This window comes from Leisingera aquaemixtae (assembly GCF_006740765.1).
In the GTDB taxonomy this organism is placed as follows: Bacteria; Pseudomonadota; Alphaproteobacteria; order Rhodobacterales; family Rhodobacteraceae; genus Leisingera; species Leisingera aquaemixtae.
On the sequence record NZ_CP041159.1, the window covers coordinates 3490680 to 3508135 of the forward strand.

The 17456-nt window shown below is 65.5% G+C and carries 19 protein-coding genes; 9 read left to right on the plus strand and 10 right to left on the minus strand.

From position 1 onward, the window contains the following. Window positions 1-53: 53 nt before the first annotated feature. Window positions 54-755 (minus strand): winged helix-turn-helix domain-containing protein, encoded by a 702-nt coding sequence (locus R2C4_RS18820; RefSeq protein WP_058285282.1) that lies wholly within the window; start codon window positions 753-755, stop codon window positions 54-56. Next, on the minus strand, window positions 727-1020 hold the full coding sequence (locus R2C4_RS18825) for a hypothetical protein (protein WP_141892137.1): 294 nt from the start codon (window positions 1018-1020) through the stop codon (window positions 727-729). Before R2C4_RS18825 ends, R2C4_RS18820 begins: the two co-directional genes overlap by 29 nt. A 170-nt stretch (window positions 1021-1190) precedes the next feature. Here R2C4_RS18825 and R2C4_RS18830 point away from each other — a divergent pair, with 170 nt between their 5' ends. The 4 genes from R2C4_RS18830 to R2C4_RS18845 all read left to right on the plus strand — a co-directional run bounded on the left by R2C4_RS18830 (window position 1191) and on the right by R2C4_RS18845 (window position 5222). Further along, complete coding sequence (locus tag R2C4_RS18830) at window positions 1191-1709, plus strand: hypothetical protein (RefSeq protein WP_141891776.1); 519 nt, start codon at window positions 1191-1193, stop codon at window positions 1707-1709. 102 nt (window positions 1710-1811) lie between these two features. Further along, window positions 1812-2429 (plus strand): ribonuclease HII, encoded by a 618-nt coding sequence (locus R2C4_RS18835; protein ID WP_141891777.1) that lies wholly within the window; start codon window positions 1812-1814, stop codon window positions 2427-2429. 107 nt (window positions 2430-2536) lie between these two features. Beyond that, window positions 2537-3640, plus strand: a complete 1104-nt coding sequence (locus R2C4_RS18840) for a site-specific DNA-methyltransferase (protein WP_058285285.1) — start codon at window positions 2537-2539, stop codon at window positions 3638-3640. A gap of 190 nt (window positions 3641-3830) precedes the next feature. Continuing rightward, window positions 3831-5222: an adenylate/guanylate cyclase domain-containing protein gene (locus R2C4_RS18845; protein WP_141891778.1), complete on the plus strand. Its 1392-nt coding sequence runs from the start codon at window positions 3831-3833 to the stop codon at window positions 5220-5222. Window positions 5223-5225: 3 nt separating this feature from the next. On the opposite strand, the gene R2C4_RS18850 is transcribed toward R2C4_RS18845, so the two are convergent. Together R2C4_RS18850 and R2C4_RS18855 are read right to left on the minus strand one after the other, a co-directional pair. Next, window positions 5226-6359: an alkane 1-monooxygenase gene (locus R2C4_RS18850; RefSeq protein WP_141891779.1), complete on the minus strand. Its 1134-nt coding sequence runs from the start codon at window positions 6357-6359 to the stop codon at window positions 5226-5228. An 84-nt stretch (window positions 6360-6443) separates the two neighbouring features. Further along, on the minus strand, window positions 6444-7508 hold the full coding sequence (locus R2C4_RS18855) for an A/G-specific adenine glycosylase (protein WP_141891780.1): 1065 nt from the start codon (window positions 7506-7508) through the stop codon (window positions 6444-6446). Between the two features lie 84 nt (window positions 7509-7592). Here R2C4_RS18855 and R2C4_RS18860 point away from each other — a divergent pair, with 84 nt between their 5' ends. Both R2C4_RS18860 and R2C4_RS18865 read left to right on the plus strand, forming a co-directional pair. Further along, a complete protein-coding gene (locus R2C4_RS18860) occupies window positions 7593-8120 on the plus strand; it encodes a DUF721 domain-containing protein (RefSeq protein WP_058285289.1) in 528 nt (175 codons plus the stop codon). Next, entirely contained in the window at window positions 8117-8788 is a 672-nt protein-coding gene (locus R2C4_RS18865) for a DsbA family protein (RefSeq protein WP_141891781.1), read from the plus strand. The genes R2C4_RS18860 and R2C4_RS18865 overlap by 4 nt, the downstream gene beginning before the upstream one ends. Before the next feature lie 83 nt (window positions 8789-8871). Here R2C4_RS18865 and lpxK read toward each other — a convergent pair whose 3' ends face one another. The 5 genes from lpxK to R2C4_RS18890 all read right to left on the minus strand — a co-directional run bounded on the left by lpxK (window position 8872) and on the right by R2C4_RS18890 (window position 14948). Continuing rightward, entirely contained in the window at window positions 8872-9873 is a 1002-nt protein-coding gene (gene lpxK, locus R2C4_RS18870; RefSeq protein WP_141891782.1) for a tetraacyldisaccharide 4'-kinase, read from the minus strand. Continuing rightward, window positions 9860-11053 (minus strand): 3-deoxy-D-manno-octulosonic acid transferase, encoded by a 1194-nt coding sequence (locus tag R2C4_RS18875; protein WP_141891783.1) that lies wholly within the window; start codon window positions 11051-11053, stop codon window positions 9860-9862. The genes lpxK and R2C4_RS18875 overlap by 14 nt, the downstream gene beginning before the upstream one ends. Window positions 11054-11166: 113 nt before the next feature. Continuing rightward, on the minus strand, window positions 11167-11970 hold the full coding sequence (locus R2C4_RS18880) for an inositol monophosphatase family protein (RefSeq protein ID WP_141891784.1): 804 nt from the start codon (window positions 11968-11970) through the stop codon (window positions 11167-11169). Beyond that, window positions 11957-13303: a TldD/PmbA family protein gene (locus R2C4_RS18885; protein WP_141891785.1), complete on the minus strand. Its 1347-nt coding sequence runs from the start codon at window positions 13301-13303 to the stop codon at window positions 11957-11959. The genes R2C4_RS18880 and R2C4_RS18885 overlap by 14 nt, the downstream gene beginning before the upstream one ends. Before the next feature lie 121 nt (window positions 13304-13424). Beyond that, the gene (locus R2C4_RS18890) at window positions 13425-14948 is read right to left on the minus strand and encodes a DUF2125 domain-containing protein (RefSeq protein WP_141891786.1); all 1524 of its coding nucleotides are present in this window, start codon (window positions 14946-14948) and stop codon (window positions 13425-13427) included. Window positions 14949-15083: 135 nt separating this feature from the next. Here R2C4_RS18890 and R2C4_RS18895 point away from each other — a divergent pair, with 135 nt between their 5' ends. From R2C4_RS18895 to R2C4_RS18905, 3 genes are read left to right on the plus strand one after another with little or no spacing between them, the layout of a single operon-like run. Next, window positions 15084-15833 (plus strand): SDR family oxidoreductase, encoded by a 750-nt coding sequence (locus R2C4_RS18895; RefSeq protein WP_141891787.1) that lies wholly within the window; start codon window positions 15084-15086, stop codon window positions 15831-15833. Beyond that, window positions 15830-16441: an enoyl-CoA hydratase/isomerase family protein gene (locus R2C4_RS18900; RefSeq protein WP_141891788.1), complete on the plus strand. Its 612-nt coding sequence runs from the start codon at window positions 15830-15832 to the stop codon at window positions 16439-16441. The genes R2C4_RS18895 and R2C4_RS18900 overlap by 4 nt, the downstream gene beginning before the upstream one ends. Next, a complete protein-coding gene (locus tag R2C4_RS18905) occupies window positions 16438-17124 on the plus strand; it encodes a VOC family protein (RefSeq protein ID WP_244940755.1) in 687 nt (228 codons plus the stop codon). The genes R2C4_RS18900 and R2C4_RS18905 overlap by 4 nt, the downstream gene beginning before the upstream one ends. On the opposite strand, the gene R2C4_RS18910 is transcribed toward R2C4_RS18905, so the two are convergent. Next, window positions 17121-17414, minus strand: coding sequence for an HNH endonuclease (locus tag R2C4_RS18910; protein ID WP_141891790.1), 294 nt, complete (start codon window positions 17412-17414; stop codon window positions 17121-17123). The two genes, R2C4_RS18905 and R2C4_RS18910, sit on opposite strands and share 4 nt — an antisense overlap. Window positions 17415-17456 lie beyond the last annotated feature (42 nt).

Genomic DNA, 17456 nt, shown 5'->3' on the forward strand with positions numbered 1-17456 from the left:
GCGGGAATTCCAGTGCGCAACACGTGATGTTGAGCGGACCGGAGCGGGCAGAGTCAGACCATGCGGATCACATCCTTGCTGATGGCCAGAACATACCCGCGCTTGGCGATGTTCTTGACCAGCAGCTCGCTGACCATCTGATTGCCCAGCGTGTCCCGCAGCCGCTTGATCCGGGTGGCGCCGGCAGCTTCCTCGCAATCGGCTGAAGTGCGGCCCGAGATGACCGCCTCGATCTCGGCCCCCGACAGCACGTCGTCGTCCAGCCGGGCCTCGGCCAGGACCGACAGGGTTTCCATCGCGGCGGGCGTCAGCTTGAACCCCATATTGTTCAGATAGACGGTGTTTTCATCGCGGCTGATCAGCAGTTCATTCACCTGGATGCCAGACCGTTCAATCTGCGCCATGCGGCGGTTCAGCATCACCAGCATGCCCAGCACCGCCAGCGCTGCCACCATCATAGCGGTTGCAAAGACCAGCAGCACGAAAATCACCATCCGGTAGCTGGTCAGCGTGTCGGCAAAGGCGGTGCCGGACTGGGCCAGGATCTCCAGCAGCTTGATTTCGGCCTGGGCGGTCAGGTCGTTTTCGACAAACAGCCGCTCAACGCGCGCGTTGAACGCATTGGCATCCGGCAGGGTCAGCAGCAGCACCGTGCCCGCTATCACCAAAAGCGCAACGATGGCGGCAATGCCGAAGGCGATCACCCTGCTGCCGGCCGCGCGGGCCTCAGAAACGGAGATAGTAGGATCCGGCATTGGCCTTCCTTTCTTGCAGGCCTTCGGGGCCGAAGACGGTCAGGACATTTAAAAGCTTCCATCCATCGGACGCGATGCGCGCCTGGATCTCGCTGCGGGCGGCCTGTTTCTGGCAGGCGCCTAAAAGCTGGATCACACCGTAATGCAGACGCAAGGGATTGTCCTGCTTGGCCTTGTAATCGGCAAAGCATTCGGCGGCCTGAGCCGGGGTGGAAAGCGCCAGAAGGGCGGCCGCGGCAGCGGCAATCAGAAGGTGCTGTTTCATGAAGGCATCCTGCGGTTCTGCGGCGTGAAATTCAATAACCGCAGGGGGTTGGGCAGGCTGATATCTGATAACAACAGGCCGATATTGCGTGTCCGGCGCGGGCGGAAGCAGGCTGGGGTCATCAAGGCGCATTGGCTGCGCGACAATCCATTTCTGAGAAAGGTCCCGATATGGCCCGGACATCCCGCCCGCAACCGCACCGCAAATTCATTGCTTTGATCGTCGCCGCATCCATTGCCATCACCGGGTTCACGGCGGCCCCCGCCCGCGCCGATGAAGACGTTGCAAAGATCCTCGGCGGCTTGGCGCTGCTGGGAATCCTTGGCGCTGCCATCAAGCATTCAAGGGATAAGGATGACAATGCGGTGACCCATAACTACACGCAGCCCCCGCACAACCATTCCCATGGCGGCCACACTTACCGGGGCTATGGCCGTGATGACAGGTATGTGAAACCGCTGCCGCCCCGGGTGCGCCGCTATGACCTGCCGTCCCAGTGCCTGAAATACTTCCCGCGCTACAGCCGCACTCATCCGCTGGTCGGCAAGGGCTGCCTGGAGCGCAGCTATGGCCACACCAAGGCGCTGCCGCAGTCTTGCCGGGTGACGTTCTGGAACGGCCAGCGCCATCGCACCGGATACAAGCCCGGGTGCCTGAACAGCCACGGCTACCGGCTGGTGCGGCGCTGAGCCAAAGCGCAGATTCGAGCAGCAGCAAACTGGGGGGCTTCGGCCCCCCCTTTTTTCGCCGCGGCCCTTGCATAACCGGCGGCCATTGGCTTTGTCGGGCGCATGACACAGCCAGACTACAGCCTAGAAGCCGCCGCCCTTGCCCAGGGGCATCTGAGGATTGCCGGAGTGGATGAGGTGGGCCGCGGGCCGCTGGCCGGGCCGGTGACGGCCGCGGCAGTGGTTCTGGACGGTGCCGCGATCCCCGAGGGCCTAAACGATTCCAAGAAACTGAGCCTGAAAAAACGCGCGGCGCTGGAAGGCCTGATCCTGTCCTCCGCGCAGACGGCCATTGCCCACGCCACGGTGGAAGAGATTGATTCCCTGAATATTTTGCGCGCCTCCCATCTGGCGATGGAGCGCGCGGTGGCGGCGCTGGACCCGGCGCCGGATTACCTGCTGATCGACGGCAATCTGATCCCCAAGGGGGTGGTCTTGCCCTGCGAAGCGGTCGTCAAGGGGGATGCCAAATCGCTGTCGATTGCGGCGGCGTCGATCATCGCCAAACTGGCACGCGACCGGATCATGGTGGATTTGGCGCAACAGTTCCCCGGATATGGCTGGGAGAAAAACGCAGGCTACCCCTCGAAACAGCACCGCGAGGCGCTAGTTCAACTGGGTGTGACCCCACATCATCGGCGCTCCTTTAAGCCGGTACACAACATCTTGTATCAAGAGTGAACCGTAAGGCGTTGTTGTAATAAACAAATTGACCTCGAATCCGCGATGACTCATCCTGTGGACAACCTAATGAGCGCAAAAATGCGCCGCGGTTATGAGGCAGAGCAATGAATAAAACCATGACAAAGGGCGCGGCAGCGCTCCCTTTAAACACGATTATTGGCGGGGACTGCATCGAGGCGATGAACAGTCTGCCGGCCAATTCGGTCGATCTGATCTTCGCGGATCCGCCCTATAATCTGCAGCTGAAAGGCCAGCTGCACCGCCCCGACAACTCCAAGGTCGATGCCGTGGACGATCACTGGGACCAGTTCTCCAGCTTTGCGGCCTATGACCAGTTCACCCGCGAGTGGCTGAAGGCGGCGCGCCGGGTGCTGAAGCCGAACGGCTCGATCTGGGTGATCGGCTCCTACCACAACATCTTCCGGGTCGGCGCGCTGCTGCAGGACGAAGGCTACTGGGTGCTGAACGACGTCATCTGGCGCAAGTCGAACCCGATGCCGAACTTCCGCGGCAAGCGGTTTACCAACGCGCATGAGACGATGATCTGGGCGTCGAAGTCGGAAGGCGCGAAATACACCTTCAACTACGAAGCGCTGAAGGCGCTGAACGAAGGCATCCAGATGCGCAGCGACTGGGTGCTGCCGATCTGCACCGGCCACGAGCGGCTGAAGGACGAGAACGGCGACAAGGCGCACCCGACGCAGAAGCCGGAATCGCTGCTGCACCGCATCCTGGTTGGTGCGACCAACCCGGGCGATGTGGTGCTGGATCCCTTCTTCGGCACCGGCACCACCGGCGCAGTGGCCAAGATGCTGGGCCGTGAATTCATCGGGATCGAGCGCGAGGAAGCCTACCGCAAGGTGGCGGAAAAGCGGATCAAGGCAGTGCGCAAGTTCGACCGCGAGGCGCTGGAGGTTTCCGCCAGCAAGCGCGCGGCGCCGCGGGTGCCGTTCGGCCAGCTGGTGGAGCGCGGCATGCTGCGCCCGGGCGAGGAGCTTTATTCGATGAACCGCCGCCACAAGGCCAAGGTGCGGGCAGACGGCACCCTGATCGGCGACAACATCAAGGGCTCGATCCATCAGGTTGGGGCGCATCTGGAAAATGCGCCGTCCTGCAACGGCTGGACCTACTGGTGCTTCAAGCGCGACGGCAAGACGGTGCCGATCGACGTGCTGCGCCAGCAGATCCGGGCCGAGATGCAGAACTGAAGACCACGGGTTCCGAACACAGCAGTCTATTGCAGGTGCCTGCGCGCATGCGCAGGCGCACACCTTGCCCCGCCTGTTCCAGGCGGGGTTTTTTGCATTGATGCGGCCCGATGCGCTATTCCCTGTGCCGTGCCGGGCCGTTATCTGAAGTGCCGCAACTGCAGCAGCCCGCGGGCAGGGGGGAAAGCCGATGACCGATACCGCCTTTGCGTCCGGAACCAGCGCCGTTCAGGCGGCGGAGCGCGGCAGCTTGCAGCGGGCCTCATCCGCCGAAAGCAAGTTTGCGGAGGCGGCGCTGGATGCGCACAAGCGGCGCGGGCTGCAGCTGGCTGTGCGGGCCCGCTGGATTGCACTGCCTATTATTGCGATTTTCATTGTCTTCCTGAACCCGGTCTGGAGCGTGCTGTATTACCACGGGATCCTTGCGCTCTTGTGCCTCAATGGATGGTTCATCAGCCGGGCGGGCAAAGTCGGCAGGTCGCGGGTAGAGCTTTTCCTGATCTTCCTCGACCTTCTCATCATGACCTACGGCCTGGTCGTGCCCAACCCCTTCGACAGCCGTGTCATACCGGTGGCCATGCAGTACAGGTTCGACAATTTCCAGTATTTCTTTATCATCCTTGCGGCTGGCACCATGGCCTATTCCTGGCGCACGGTGATTGCGATCGGCACCTGGACGGCGATGATGTGGCTCAGCGCGCTGGCCCTTGTGTGGTGGTTCTCCAGCCCGGTTCCGGGGCTCTCGGAAGCGGTGAACACGGCCCTAGGCTTTAGTCCGGAACTGGCGGAGTTTTTTGATCCAAACAGTTTTGTTGTGCGGCTGCGGGTGCAGGAGGCGGTGGTCTTTGTGCTGGTGGCGGTGACGCTGGGCTTTTCGGTGCGCCGGTTCAACGGGCTGCTGCGGCGCAATGCCAGCCTGACGCGGGAGCGGGCCAACCTGTCGCGCTACTTTTCGCCCAACGTGGTGGAGCAGCTGTCGCAGAACGACGAGCCGCTGAAACAGGTGCGCAGCGAGAACGTGGCGGTGCTGTTTATCGACATCGTCGGCTTCACCCGGCTGTCAGCGGGGATGGAGCCGCGGGCGGTGATCGATCTCTTGCGCGAATTTCACGGCCGGATGGAGCGCGAGGTGTTCCGCCACCACGGCACGCTGGATAAATACCTGGGCGACGGGCTGATGGCGACCTTCGGCACGCCGGTGTCGGGGGTGCGGGATGCCAGCAACGCGCTGGCCTGTGCCCATGCCATGCGGGCGTCGCTGGCAAAGTGGAATACAGAGCGCATCCGCCAGGGCAAGCCGGAGATCCGCGCCGGGATCGGCATCCACTATGGCGCGGCGCTGCTGGGCGATATCGGCGCCAACCGGCTGGAATATGCGGTGATCGGCATGACGGTGAATGTTGCCGCCCGGCTGGAGAGCCTGACCCGCACGCTGCAGGCCAGGATCGTGGTCAGTGAAACGCTGGCGCAGCAGGTCAGGGCAGAACAGGCAGAGCCGGGCCTGCTGGACGGTGCCACCCGGCACCCCGGCCAGGAGGTGCGCGGGCTGGATCAGCCGATGACCGTGCTGGCCTGGGGCTGAGCCTTAGCGCGGAAGCGGATTCTCGGCCTTGTTATAGGCGTGCCAGTCGGTGATTTCGGGGTAATACCGCTGCCGCCAGCGGCGCACGCGGGGGTTCATCACCCGGCGCCACAGGGGAGGGATCATCGCGGCGATGGTCATCACCGGGTAGCCGTAGGGCAGCTGCGGTGCGTCGGCCTCGGTATAATTCTGCAACAGCGGAAAACGCCGGTTCGGCTTGTAATGGTGGTCAGAATGGCGCTGCAGATTGATCAGCAGCCAGTTCGATGCCTTGTGCGCCGCATTCCACGAATGGCGCGGCTGGACGGGCTCATACTTGCCATCGCCCAGATGCTTGCGGGTCAGCCCGTAATGCTCGACATAGTTGACCACCTCCAGCTGCCAGATGGCGGTGCCTGCCTGCACCAGGAACAGCAGCACGCCGGTCACGCCGCCCAGCAGCAGCGCAAGCAGCAGCATGGCTGCCTGCAGCGCCCAGTAGCGGAAGAACGGGTTGGAGCGGTCGGTCCAGGGGCGGTTTTTCTTCGCCAGCTTCTCCTTCTCGGCGCGGAAGGCGGAATGCCAGCACTGCCGCAGCACCCGCGGATAGAAGCGGTGAAAACCCTCGTTGTAGCGCGCAGTGACCGGATCGCGCGGGGTGCCGACATAGCGGTGATGCACCAGCAGATGCTCCGACCGGAAATGCGAGTAGAGCACCATCGCCAGCAGGATATCCCCCAGCCAGCGCTCGGCCCGGCTGGACTGGTGCATCAGCTCGTGGCTGTAGTTGATGCCGACAGCGCCGGTCACCACGCCGACGCCGAAAAACGCGGCGAACTTTTCGAACCCGTTCAGGTGTTCCGCGCCGCTGACATACCAGATCAGCCCGAACAGCGTGAGGAACTGCAGCGGCACCCAGGCCGCGGTCAGCGCCTTGTACCACTTCAGATCGCTGTCCGGCGTCTGGGGATCGGCGTTTTCCAGGTTAAGCCCGAACATCCCGTCCAGAACCGCAAACAGATGCCAGGTGACCAGCGGCGGCAGCAGCAGCGCCCAGCCCCCCTGCAGCGCGCCGAACCAGACCAGCGGCAGCAGCAGAAAGGACATCCAGAATGGCAGGGCGCTTTGCCAGCGGGCAAGGGTTTCGGGGGCAATCATGCCGGGGTCTCCCAATCAGTCAGCGCGCGTCTGCGCTGACCCTAGGCCCAAAGATCTGAAAACCCAAGTGGCAGGCAGCCTGACCTAACGCCCCCTGTAGAGGTCAAAGGCCTTGCGCATCACCGTGGGCAGGCTGGCGGGGCGGAACCCGTGGCGGGGGATCAGTTCCTGCGCAGGGTCCGGATTGAACCCTTCTGGCAGCTCCGCCGTCATCACCTGCAGGATCAGGTGGAAGTGGGTGAAAGTATGGCGCACCTCGCCGCCCAGATCCTGCCAGTCTGCCGCAAAGGGGGGATTGGGGGCAGGGGCCTCGTTCCACTCCGACCCCGGCCAGCCCAGCATACCGCCCAGCAGCCCCTTGTCCGGGCGCCGTTCCAGCAGCCAGGTGCCGGCCGCGGATTCGGCCAGGTAAACGATGCCGTAGCGGGTGGGTTTTGGCTTTTTGGGTGTCTTCTTGGGCAGCTCAGGGGCCGTGCCCGCCACCCGCGCCGCGCAAGGGTCCCGCCAGGGGCAGATGCCGCAGGCCGGGCTGCGGGGGGTGCAGATGGTGGCGCCCAGATCCATCACCGCCTGGGCATAGTCGCCGGGCCGCCGGGCCGGGGTCAGCTCCGCCGCGCGCTCCTTCAGCACCGGTTTCACCTCGGGCAGCGGATCATGGATGTCATGCAGCCGGGACATCACCCGTTCGACGTTGCCGTCCAGTACGGTCTCCGGGCGGTCGAAGGCGATCGAGGCGATGGCAGCAGCGGTATAGGGGCCGATACCGGGCAGCTTGAGCAGCCCCTCGTAGCTGCCGGGAAAGACGCCCTCCAGTTCACCTGCCACCGTGCGGGCGCATTTCAGCAGGTTGCGGGCGCGGGCGTAATAGCCAAGGCCTGCCCATTCGCTCATCACGTCGGCGTCCTCTGCCGCGGCCAGATCCAGCACCGTCGGCCAGCGGCTGGTGAAGCGCAGGAAATACTCCCGCACCGCGGCCACGGTGGTTTGCTGCAGCATCACCTCGCTCAGCCAGACCTTGTAAGGATCGGGGCGGATACCGGTGGCGCGCTCTGCTGGGCTGACGCGCCACGGCATTTCGCGGGCGTGGATATCGTACCAGGCCAGCAGCTCTCCGCTCATCTCCGCTGCATTGCTGTTCAAGTCACGCATTCGTTATTCCCTGGCATTCGGTTAGGCTGGCACCTGTACTCGGGCTCTTTACAATAGGGTACGCAGTCGAGCAAAAGCTAGATCATGGCATTCAGGCGCAGCACAACACGCGGGTTCGCACGAACCTCCAAGCTTCTCAATGAGCAGATCCGCAAGGCGGGGGAGAGCCGCGGCTTCGCGGTATCCCGGCTGCTGACCCATTGGGAAGAGATCGCAGGCCCGGATATTGCCGCGATGGCGCGGCCGGTGAATGTCGGCTATGGCCGCGGCTCCTTTGGCGCCACGCTGACGGTGCTGACAACCGGGGCCAACGCGCCGATGCTGGAGATGCAGAAGGAACGCCTGCGCGAGCGGGTGAACGCGGTTTACGGCTTCAACGCCATCTCCAAGGTGCGGATCACGCAAACGGCACCGACGGGATTTTCCGACGGCCGCGTGGAATTCAAATATGCCCCCAAGGTGCAAGCGCCGCTTCAGCCGGACCCGCAGGATGCGGCGGAGGCCAGCAAGGCAGCCGAAGGGGTGGAAAACGACGATTTGCGCGCCGCCCTGGAACGTCTGGGGCGCAATGTGCTGACAAAACAGAAAACGCAAGGAAAGGGGTTCAAATGACCCGTCTCATGTCTGGTGTGTTTGCCGCTGTTGCGGTTGTGGCGGGCGGTTATGCCCTGACCGGTTTCAACAGCCAGAGCAATCTGCCGGAAAACCCGCTGGTCGGCGCCGCCTTTGCGCAAGAGGCCGAGGTGGACACCTCGACCATCACCGAGATGACCCTGGGGGCTGAGGATGCGCCGGTCACGCTGATCGAATACGCGTCCTACACCTGCCCGCATTGCGCCAATTTCCACAACACGGTCTTCAAGCAGCTGAAGAAAGACTACATCGACACCGGCAAGGTGAAGTTCATCTACCGCGAGGTCTATTTCGACCGCTACGGGCTGTGGGCGTCGATGATTGCGCGCTGCAACGGGCCGGACAAGTTCTTTGGCATCTCCGACCTGATCTATAAGGGCCAGTCCGAATGGGCACGCGCCGGCGGTGCGTCGGAAATCGTTGACGAGCTGCGCAAGATCGGCCGCCTGGCGGGGCTGGAGAACGAGCAGCTGGAAGCCTGCCTGCAGGATGGCGCCAAGGCGCAGACCCTGGTGGCATGGTACCAGGAGAACGCGACCGAGCACGGCATCGAGTCGACCCCGTCCTTCATCCTGAACGGCGAAAAGATCTCGAACCAGTCCTACGAGGAGTTCAAGAAGCTGCTCGATGCAGAGCTGGAAAGCTAAGCCAGCACCGCTGCAACAATGGCAAGCCCGGGCCTGTGCCCGGGCTTTTTTGTTTGAGGGGGCACGGCGAAACCCGTGGCGGCTCAGGGCGCAGGCGCGGCTTTCTTCAGCAGGTCTTTCAAGGCGCCGTCTCCGGCAACCTGCAGCCGCACCGGCAGGGTGATCACCTTGCGGCGGAAGCTGGCGGGCAGGCGCACGGCATCCTTTTCGGTGGTGACCAGCTGGGCGCCGCGCAGCTGGGCCTCATTTTCCAGCCGGGTCAGCAGCGCCGGGGTCAGCGGCTGATGATCGTCCAGCGCCTCGGCCCGGGCGATATCCGCCCCAAGGCTGCGCAGGGTGTCGAAGAATTTCTGCGGATGGCCGATCCCGGCAAAGGCCAGCACGCGGGTGCCGGTCCAGGGCATTCCGGTCTGCAAGGGCTCCAGCGCGCCGGTGAAATGCGGCAGGCCCTGCAGCTTGCCGCCCCAGGCGGCGGCGAATGTCTGCTGGGCCGCCTCCGGCCCGATCGACAGAACAGCATCGGCGCGTTTCAGCCCGGCGGCCACTGGCTCGCGCAGGGGACCGGCCGGCAGGCAGCGGCCGTTGCCGAAGCCATGCTGTGCGTCCACCACGATCAGCGACAGGTCCTTCGCCACCGCAGGATTCTGAAAGCCGTCGTCCAGCAGGATGACCGTCGCCCCGGCTGCGGCAGCGGCCCGGGCGCCAGCGGCGCGGTCCTTGGCAACCCAGACCTCGCCAAAGGCGGCCAGCAGCAGCGGCTCATCCCCCGTCTGCGCCGCCTCATGCGTGGCGGGAAGCACCTGCACCGGCCCCTCCAGCGTGCCGCCGTAGCCGCGGGTCACCACATGCGGTTCATGCCCCTGGCTGCGCAGGGTTTCCAGCAGCCAGATCACCGTGGGCGTCTTGCCGGTGCCGCCGGCGTTCAGATTGCCCACGCAGATCACCGGCACACCGGCCGCGGCCGGGCTGCCCTTGGCGATTCTGGACGCGGTGGCGCGCGCATAGGCCCAGCCGAGCGGCGCCAGCAAGGCGGCCCGCGCATCGAATTCGCCCGGCGGCTTGTGCCAGAAATCAGGTGCCCGCATCGGTATCCTCGCGCCGGTCCAGAAGATCCTGAACCTTTTCCAGAAGTGTGTCGGTCGTGGCCGCGCTTTCGGTCACGCTTTGCCAGCCGGCCAGCGCCATCTCGGCTGCCTTGTCCGGCGCCGACATCGCGACCACCGCATCGGTCATTTCCTCCTGCGTCCGCACGGGTCGGGCAGCGCCGGCCTTGGCCAGACGCTCGTACAAGTCGCGGTGGGCATGGATGCCCGGGCCGTGCAGCAGGGCCGAGCCCAGGGCGGCGGCATCCAGGGGCGACTGGCCCTGGGCCGCGGGATCCAGGCTGCTGGCAATCAGCGCAACCGGGGACAGCCGGTACCAGAGACCCAGATCCTCGCCGCCTGTGAGCAGCACCTGGGTGAAATCGTCCGGCTCGCCGCCGGTCTCCCAGTCGGCAAAGGACAGCCCGCTGTCCTGCAGCAGGCTGCGGGCGGCGTCCAGATCCGCGTAATCGTCCAGCGCGATCACCAGCAGCAGCCGGTGCAGCAGCCGCAAGGCGCCCCGGTGGGCGTCCAGAATGCGGGACAGCTCGCTCAGCTTCACATGGGCCGCCAGCCAGACCGGGCGGCTGCCCAGGGTCTGCTGCATCGCGGCCAGCTCGTCATCGTTGCAGCCGGGCGGAATAGCGGAGACCCGCAGCTTGCCGGCCAGCTCTACCCGCTCCGCCGGAAAGCCGGTCCGGACCAGCCGCGCCTGCACGTCCTTGGACGGGGTCAGGATGCAGGCCAGCCCCTCCAGCAGCCGCCGCCGCTGGTCCGGCAGCCAGCGGCTGGCCCGGTTCGGAACCTCATCCTCCAGCAGGTCGGCCAGCAATACCCCGGTGCCCTGCTCGCGCAGCTGCCGCAGCATCACCCGCCGGGCCGGCGGGCCGGTCCAGATGCAGGCGTCCGGCTGCCAGTGCCCCAGAAACTCCCGCGCCTCCGCCTGGGTGTCTTCTGCCAGCGGGCCGACGGGAACATCGCAGCCGACGGTGCCGGTCAGCCGCAGGCCGGGCTCCCAGCTGGCCAGCACCGACAGGTCCGGGCGCAGGGTCTTCAGCCGGCGGCCGATATCGCACAGCGCCAGGTAGCGCTCCGCCGTTGTTGCGTGCACCCACAGCAGCTCGCCCCTGGGACGGGGCTGCAGCACGGATTGGCGGCTGGGAGCTGTGGTTCGCCGTTGCATCTGGTTCGATCTGAAATTTCCGGCCCAACGTATCGGCAACATGCGGGTTTGTCTGTGAAAAATTTGCCGGCGTTGCAGCCGCCTCTGCTACCGCCGCTTAAGGCCGGCCGCTGTCAATGTCCAGTGATGCCGGGGCTGTCCGGGTCCAGCGCGTCCAGCAATGCCCGGTGCAGGGCGCTGCCGCCGGCCACCACGCCGTTCAGGCGCGGGGCCGGGTTGTTGAAGCGCAAGGGGGTGCCGGTCCTGTCGGTGATGGTGCCGCCGGCCTCGCGCAGCAGCAGATCGCCTGCGGCAATGTCCCACTCCCAGCTCGGCCGCAGCGTCAGCATCGCACCGAACCGGCCGTCCGCCACCTTTGCCAGGCGGTAGGCCAGCGAGGGCCGGTAGCTGCGGATGAACGCGGGCGGGGTGCCGCCCAGCCAGTGATGCGCTTGCAGGTTGGGCTTGGCGGCCAGCACCTCTGTTATGGACAGGTCCAAGGCGGAGGAAACCCGGATCGGGGCGCCATTGCAGGCAGCGCCCTGGCCCTTGGCCGCGGTGTACATCAGCTCCCGCTGCGGCAGGTAGATCACCGCCGCCGTCACCACGCCCTTTTCCGCAACCGCAATGGAATGCGCCCAGGTGCGGGAGCCTTGGGCAAAGCTGCGGGTGCCGTCGATCGGGTCGATGATAAACACCCGGTCCCGTGTCAGCCGCGCGGCGCTGTCCTCGGTCTCCTCCGACAGCCAGCCGTAACCGGGGCGCGCCTTCTGCAGCATGTCTTCCAGCATGGCGTTCACGGCCAGGTCTGCTTCTGTCACCGGCCCCGCGCCGCCGGGCTTGTCCCAGCTCCTGGCCTCGGGACCCGTGAAGCGGCATGCGATGTCTCCGGCCAGTTCCGCCGCTTTCACAAGCAGGGGCAGGTCAGTTGCCGGCAAGTGTCATCCCCTCGGCCAGCAGCGATGGCACCACGGTGGACAGATGCGTGCGCGCGTCATTGGCCGGCACGATCCGGCGCAGCATATCGAGCAGGTTGCCCGCGATGGTGCATTCGTTCACCGGATAGGCAATCTCGCCGTTTTCCACCCAGAAGCCGGAGGCGCCGCGGGAATAATCCCCGGTGTTCGGATTGATGGTGGAGCCGATCATCGAGGTGACCAGCAGGCCGGTGCCCATCTGGGCGATCAGATCCTCTCGGCTGGCCTCGCCCTGGGTCAGCGCGATGTTCCAGGTTGCGGGCGAGGGCACCCCGCCGATGCCGCGGGCGGCGTTGCCGGTGCTTTCCAGCCCCAGCTTGCGGGCGGAGGCCAGGTCCAGCGTCCAGCCGGTCAGAACGCCATTGTCCACAACGGTGCGGCGGCGGGTCGGCAGCCCTTCGCCATCAAAGGGGCGGGAGCCGGAAATGCGCGGGCGGTGCGGGTCCTCGATGACCGAAAGCGCTTCGGGCAGCACCTGCTGGCCCAGCGAATCCTTCAGCCAGGAGGAGCCGCGGGCAATCGCGGCGCCATTGGCGGCGGACAGCAGATGCCCGATCAGGGAGGAGGAGATGCGTTCGTCGAACAGCACCGGAAAGCTGCCGGTCTTGGGCTTGCGCGCCCCCAGCCGGGCCACGGCCCGCTCGCCGGCGGTGCGGCCGATCTCCTGAGCGCTGCGCAGGTCACCCTGGAAGGTGCGCGAGTCGCCATCGTGGTCACGCTCCATGCCGGTGCCGGTGCCTGCGATCCCGGTGCAGGACAGCGACCGCCCGGTGCGCTGGTAGCCGCCGGAGAACCCGTTGGTGGCAGCCATGTGAACCGCGTGCCGGCCATAGCCCGCGGCGGCGGACTGCACCTGGCTGATGCCGTCGATCTCCTGGCAGGCGGCCTCGGCCGCCAGGGCGTCCGCCTGCAGCGCGGACGGTTCCGGCTCGCCCGAGGGGTCTTCCAGCTCCAGCGCGGCCAGGTCCCAGCCGCGGGCCAGCTGCGACGGGTCGGCAAGCCCCGCATAGGGATCCTCCGGCGCTTCCCTGGCCATCGCCACGGCGCGTTCGGCCATCGCGGCGATGGTCTCCGGGCGCATGTCCGAGGACGACACCAGCGCCTGCCGTTTGCCCACGAACACCCGCAGTCCCAGGTCTGTCCCTTCGGAGCGCTCCGCATGCTCCAGTTTGCCCTCGCGCACTTCGATGCTGAGAGAGCTGCCCTCAGCAGCCATCGCATCAGCGGCATCCGCGCCGGCCTTGCGGGCGGCGTCAATCAGGGCGTGGCAAAGCGCTTCGGGGGACTGGGTCATGGGCACCTTCTGTTCTGCTCTGTAAAAGAGCTATCCAGTGAGGCGCCTTGCCGCAAGTGCGGGCTGCAAAAAAGGGGCCGCGCATGGCAGCCCCTTTTAAGTACCCGTCAGGGTTTGACGGTTATTTGATGCGCTGGCCGTTGGCGTGGATCTGGCCATCCTCGGAGATTTCGATCTTCGAGGTCAGGGTGTCCTCAGCCTCGCCCGGCACTGCCAGCATACCCATCATCATGCGCGCGCCCATGGCGTCGCCCTCGGTGATCAGGCCCATCTGGATCAGCTTGTCGATCAGGGCGTTGGCGCCGGTCAGCTTGAGGTTGGCCTCGCCCGCGGGGGCAGGCACCCCGTCAAAGCTGGTCAGATCCTCGTTGTTGAAGGTGAAGTCGCCGGTGCCGGTCAGCTCAGCGCCCGCGGCGGACACCTGCAGCTGATTGACGGTCAGCGCATGCAGCTCGCCCGGCTGTTCCTCGCCCTTCTCCAGGGCTTCCATCGCTTCCGGGTCGAACATGTCGAACAGCACCTTGCCCTTGCCGGCCAGGTCCAGAACGACGGTAGCCGGGTCATGCGGCAGCTGGCCGGTCGGATCGAACATCCCCCACAGCATCTCCGGCAGCGCAAAGTCGCGCAGGGTGACGCCCAGGGCGAAATCCTGCTCTTCCTCGGATTTGGCAAGCGGTATCATCAGGTTGAACCCGGCTTCCGCCATGCTGATCGCCAGCGGGAAGGGGATCTCGGACCCGGTGATGTTCACATTGGTGCCGCTCTGCGACACGTCATAGGTCAGGTGCTTGTTGTCCATCGCTATGGCGACCGAACCGCCTTCGGAGCTGCTCTCCATGGCAAAGCTTTCGCTGCCCTCCTGGCCGGAAATGGAGCCTTTGCCGCCGGCAAAGGTAAAGGTGCCGTCAAAGGCAAAACCGGCCTCCAGCAGCGCTGCCATGTCGGGGGCGTCGAGGCCCGTTGGAACGGTGCTGGTGCCCTTGAAGCTCAGCCCTTCCAGCGCGCCCTTGAAGGACCCGTTGCCGTTGCTTTCCGGGTCGTTGAACCCCATGTCGTAGCTCAGGCTGGAGGCGGACAGCGACTGTTTGTAGGTGCGCACCTCCGCGATCTTCATGTCGGTTGTGGTGGTCACATCGTTCAGGGTGACCTGCGCATTCGCCACGCCGTCCGGAACCGCCTCGCCATCGGCGGCCAGTTCAGCCAAAGTCACGGTGACCTTGGACGACCTGTAATCATAGCTCATGTTCTCGGTATCGCCGGCCACCGTCAGCGGCGCGCCGTCATGGGTGTAGAGCAGCTTGCCCGAAAATTCTTCGCCGTCGCCAGAGAACTCAAACCCGACCGGGAATTCCGCAGGCAGCAGCAGGTTGACGGTGCCGTCGCCGTTTTCCACGAACTTGATTTCCGGGAGGCTGACGGTGCCGGACCCGTCCTCTTCGGGGATCGGCATGACCATAGACACATCGGAAACGGTCAGGGTGCTGCCGGAAATGGATTCGGTGCCGGACACGGTGTAGCCGGTGCTGGTCAGGTACGCTTTCCACTCGGCCCAGACGTCCTGAGCGCTGAGATCGGCGAGGGCGCCCTGGGCTGAAACAACCAAAATTGCCGCTGCGGCACCGCCGCGCGCAAAAATTCGGGACATTAGAGAACCTTTCTCTGTGAGATAATTGAAATCATCGTCGGCCCGGCGGGCGGTGCCGTCAAGGGGGCCTTGGGCTGGACCGCTCCCCTTAACCGCTTTACCACTTGGGACAGCAGCCACTTGGAGGGACAGCGGATGGATTTCAATGGAAAAACAGTTGTAATTACAGGGGCCAGCCGCGGCATCGGCGCGGATGCGGCCCGGGTGTTTGCCGCTGCCGGGGCCAATCTGGCCTTGCTGGCAAGGAGCGGCGCGGCGCTGCAGGAACTGGCGGCGGAAATCGGCGGGAACGTGCTGACCTTCGCCTGCGATGTGGCTGACTATGCCGCGGTGGCGGCGGCGCTGTCGGAGACGCACCGGAAATTCGGCAGCCTGGATGTTCTGATCAACAATGCCGGCGTGATCGAACCGATCGCCAGGCTGGAGGCGGCTGAGCCAGACGACTGGGGCAAGCTGATCGACATCAACGTCAAAGGCGTGTTCAACGGGATCCGGGCCGCGCTGCCGCTGATGAAGCCCGCGGGCGGCGGCACCATCATCACCGTCAGCTCCGGCGCTGCGCACCGCCCGCTGGAGGGCTGGAGCGCCTATTGCACCTCCAAGGCGGGTGCGGCGATGCTGACCAGCGCGCTGGACCTGGAGGAGCGCGAAAACGGCATCCGCGCTATGGGCCTGTCGCCGGGTACGGTGGCAACCCGGATGCAGCGCGAGATCAAGGCCAGTGGCATCAACCCGGTGAGCGCGCTGGAGTGGGAAGACCACATCCCGCCGGAATGGCCAGCCCGGACGCTCTTGTGGATGTGCACGGCCGACGCTGACAATTATATCGGCGAGGAAGTCTCCCTGCGGGAAGACAGCATCCGCCAGCGGGTCGGACTGGCATGATCGGGCTGGACATCGCGGACAGCGGCCTGTGGACCATCACCATCAACCGCCCGGACAAGGCCAATTCGCTGACCGGCGCGATGCTGACCGAGCTGGCAGAGATCGCCGAGCGCGCGCAGGAGGCGCGCGGGCTGATCCTGACCGGCACCGGCAAGGTCTTCAGCGCCGGTGCCGACCTGGACGAGGCACGGGCCGGTCTGGCGACTTCTCCGGTGTGGGAGCGGCTGTCGAATGCGATGGCCGCCGTGCCCTGCCTTAAGGTCGCTGCGCTGAACGGAACCCTCGCGGGTGGCGCCAACGGCATGGTGCTGGCTTGCGATATCCGCCTTGCCGTGCCGTCGGCCAAGGTCTTCTATCCGGTGATGAAGCTCGGCTACCTGCCGCAGCCCTCGGACGCGGGCCGGATGGCGGCGCTGATCGGGCCTGCGCGCACCAAGATGATCCTGGCGGCAGGGCAGAAGATCACCGCGCAGGAAGCCTATGATTACGGTCTCGTCGACCGGATCGTGGAGCCGGACGCGCTGATGGCCACCGCGCAGGACCTGCTGGCGCATTCGCTGGCGGCCAAGCCGGAGACCGCCGCCGGGATCCTGAGGATGTGCCGGTGAAGCGGCTGTCCGGTGTGAAGCTGCAGGTGCAGGATCTCGAACGGCTGGCCCGGTTCTATTCGGATGTGCTGGGCATGACGGCGCGCAGCGGCAACGGCGGATGGCGCGCAGGCTATGCAGGGGCGGACGCCGATCTGGTCCTGCAGCCGGGCGGCCGCCCGGTTCCGCATTCACGGGAGGAGCGGTATTGGAAAATCGGCATCTGCCTGCCCGATCTGGACACCGCCTGCGAACAGCTGCGGCAGAAGGGGGTAGAGGTCTCTGCCCCGCACCAGTTCCGCGACATCGGCTATATGGCGCATCTGCACGATCCCGAAGGCTTTGCCATCGAGCTGCTGCAGCATGACTTCCAGGGCAAACGGCCCGACGGGGCGGGCGACCCGGCGCTGCCGCTGGGCGGCGGGGCGCATCTTGGGCAGATCACCTTGCGCACCGGCGACATCGCCGCCGAACTGGCCATGCACTCGGACATGACGCTGCTGGCGGTTCAGGACGTGGCGGAGTTCGGCTTTGACCTGCATTTCCTGGCCTATACGGAGGAAACCCCGCCGGATCCCGATCTGCGGGCTGTGGCAAACCGGCCCTGGCTGTGGAAGCGGCCGTATACGACGCTGGAATTCCAGCATATTGCCGGGGCCGACCTGCGCGACAGCCCGGCGTTTCTGGGGCTGGAGATCACCTAGCGCTTGCGCCGCTTGCCGGGCACGCGGGAACGGAAGCCCGGCGGGCGTTTCTGCACCCAGACGATGAACTTGGCCAGCCGCGGGTGTGTTTTCAGCGCTTCCGGGGTGCTGTACTCGCGGGCCAGTTCTGCCTCCGTCAGCGTCGCGTGGATCTCGCGGTGGCAGATGTCATGCAGCAGCACGGTCGGCCCGCCCTTGCCTCCTTTCAGTTTTGGGATCAGATGGTGCAGGCTTTGCGGAACGCCGTCGGGAATGGGACGGCCGCAAAGCGGGCAGACCGGATCGGACATGTGCGGGCCTCTTGCGGTTTCGTGCGCTGAATAGACACGCTG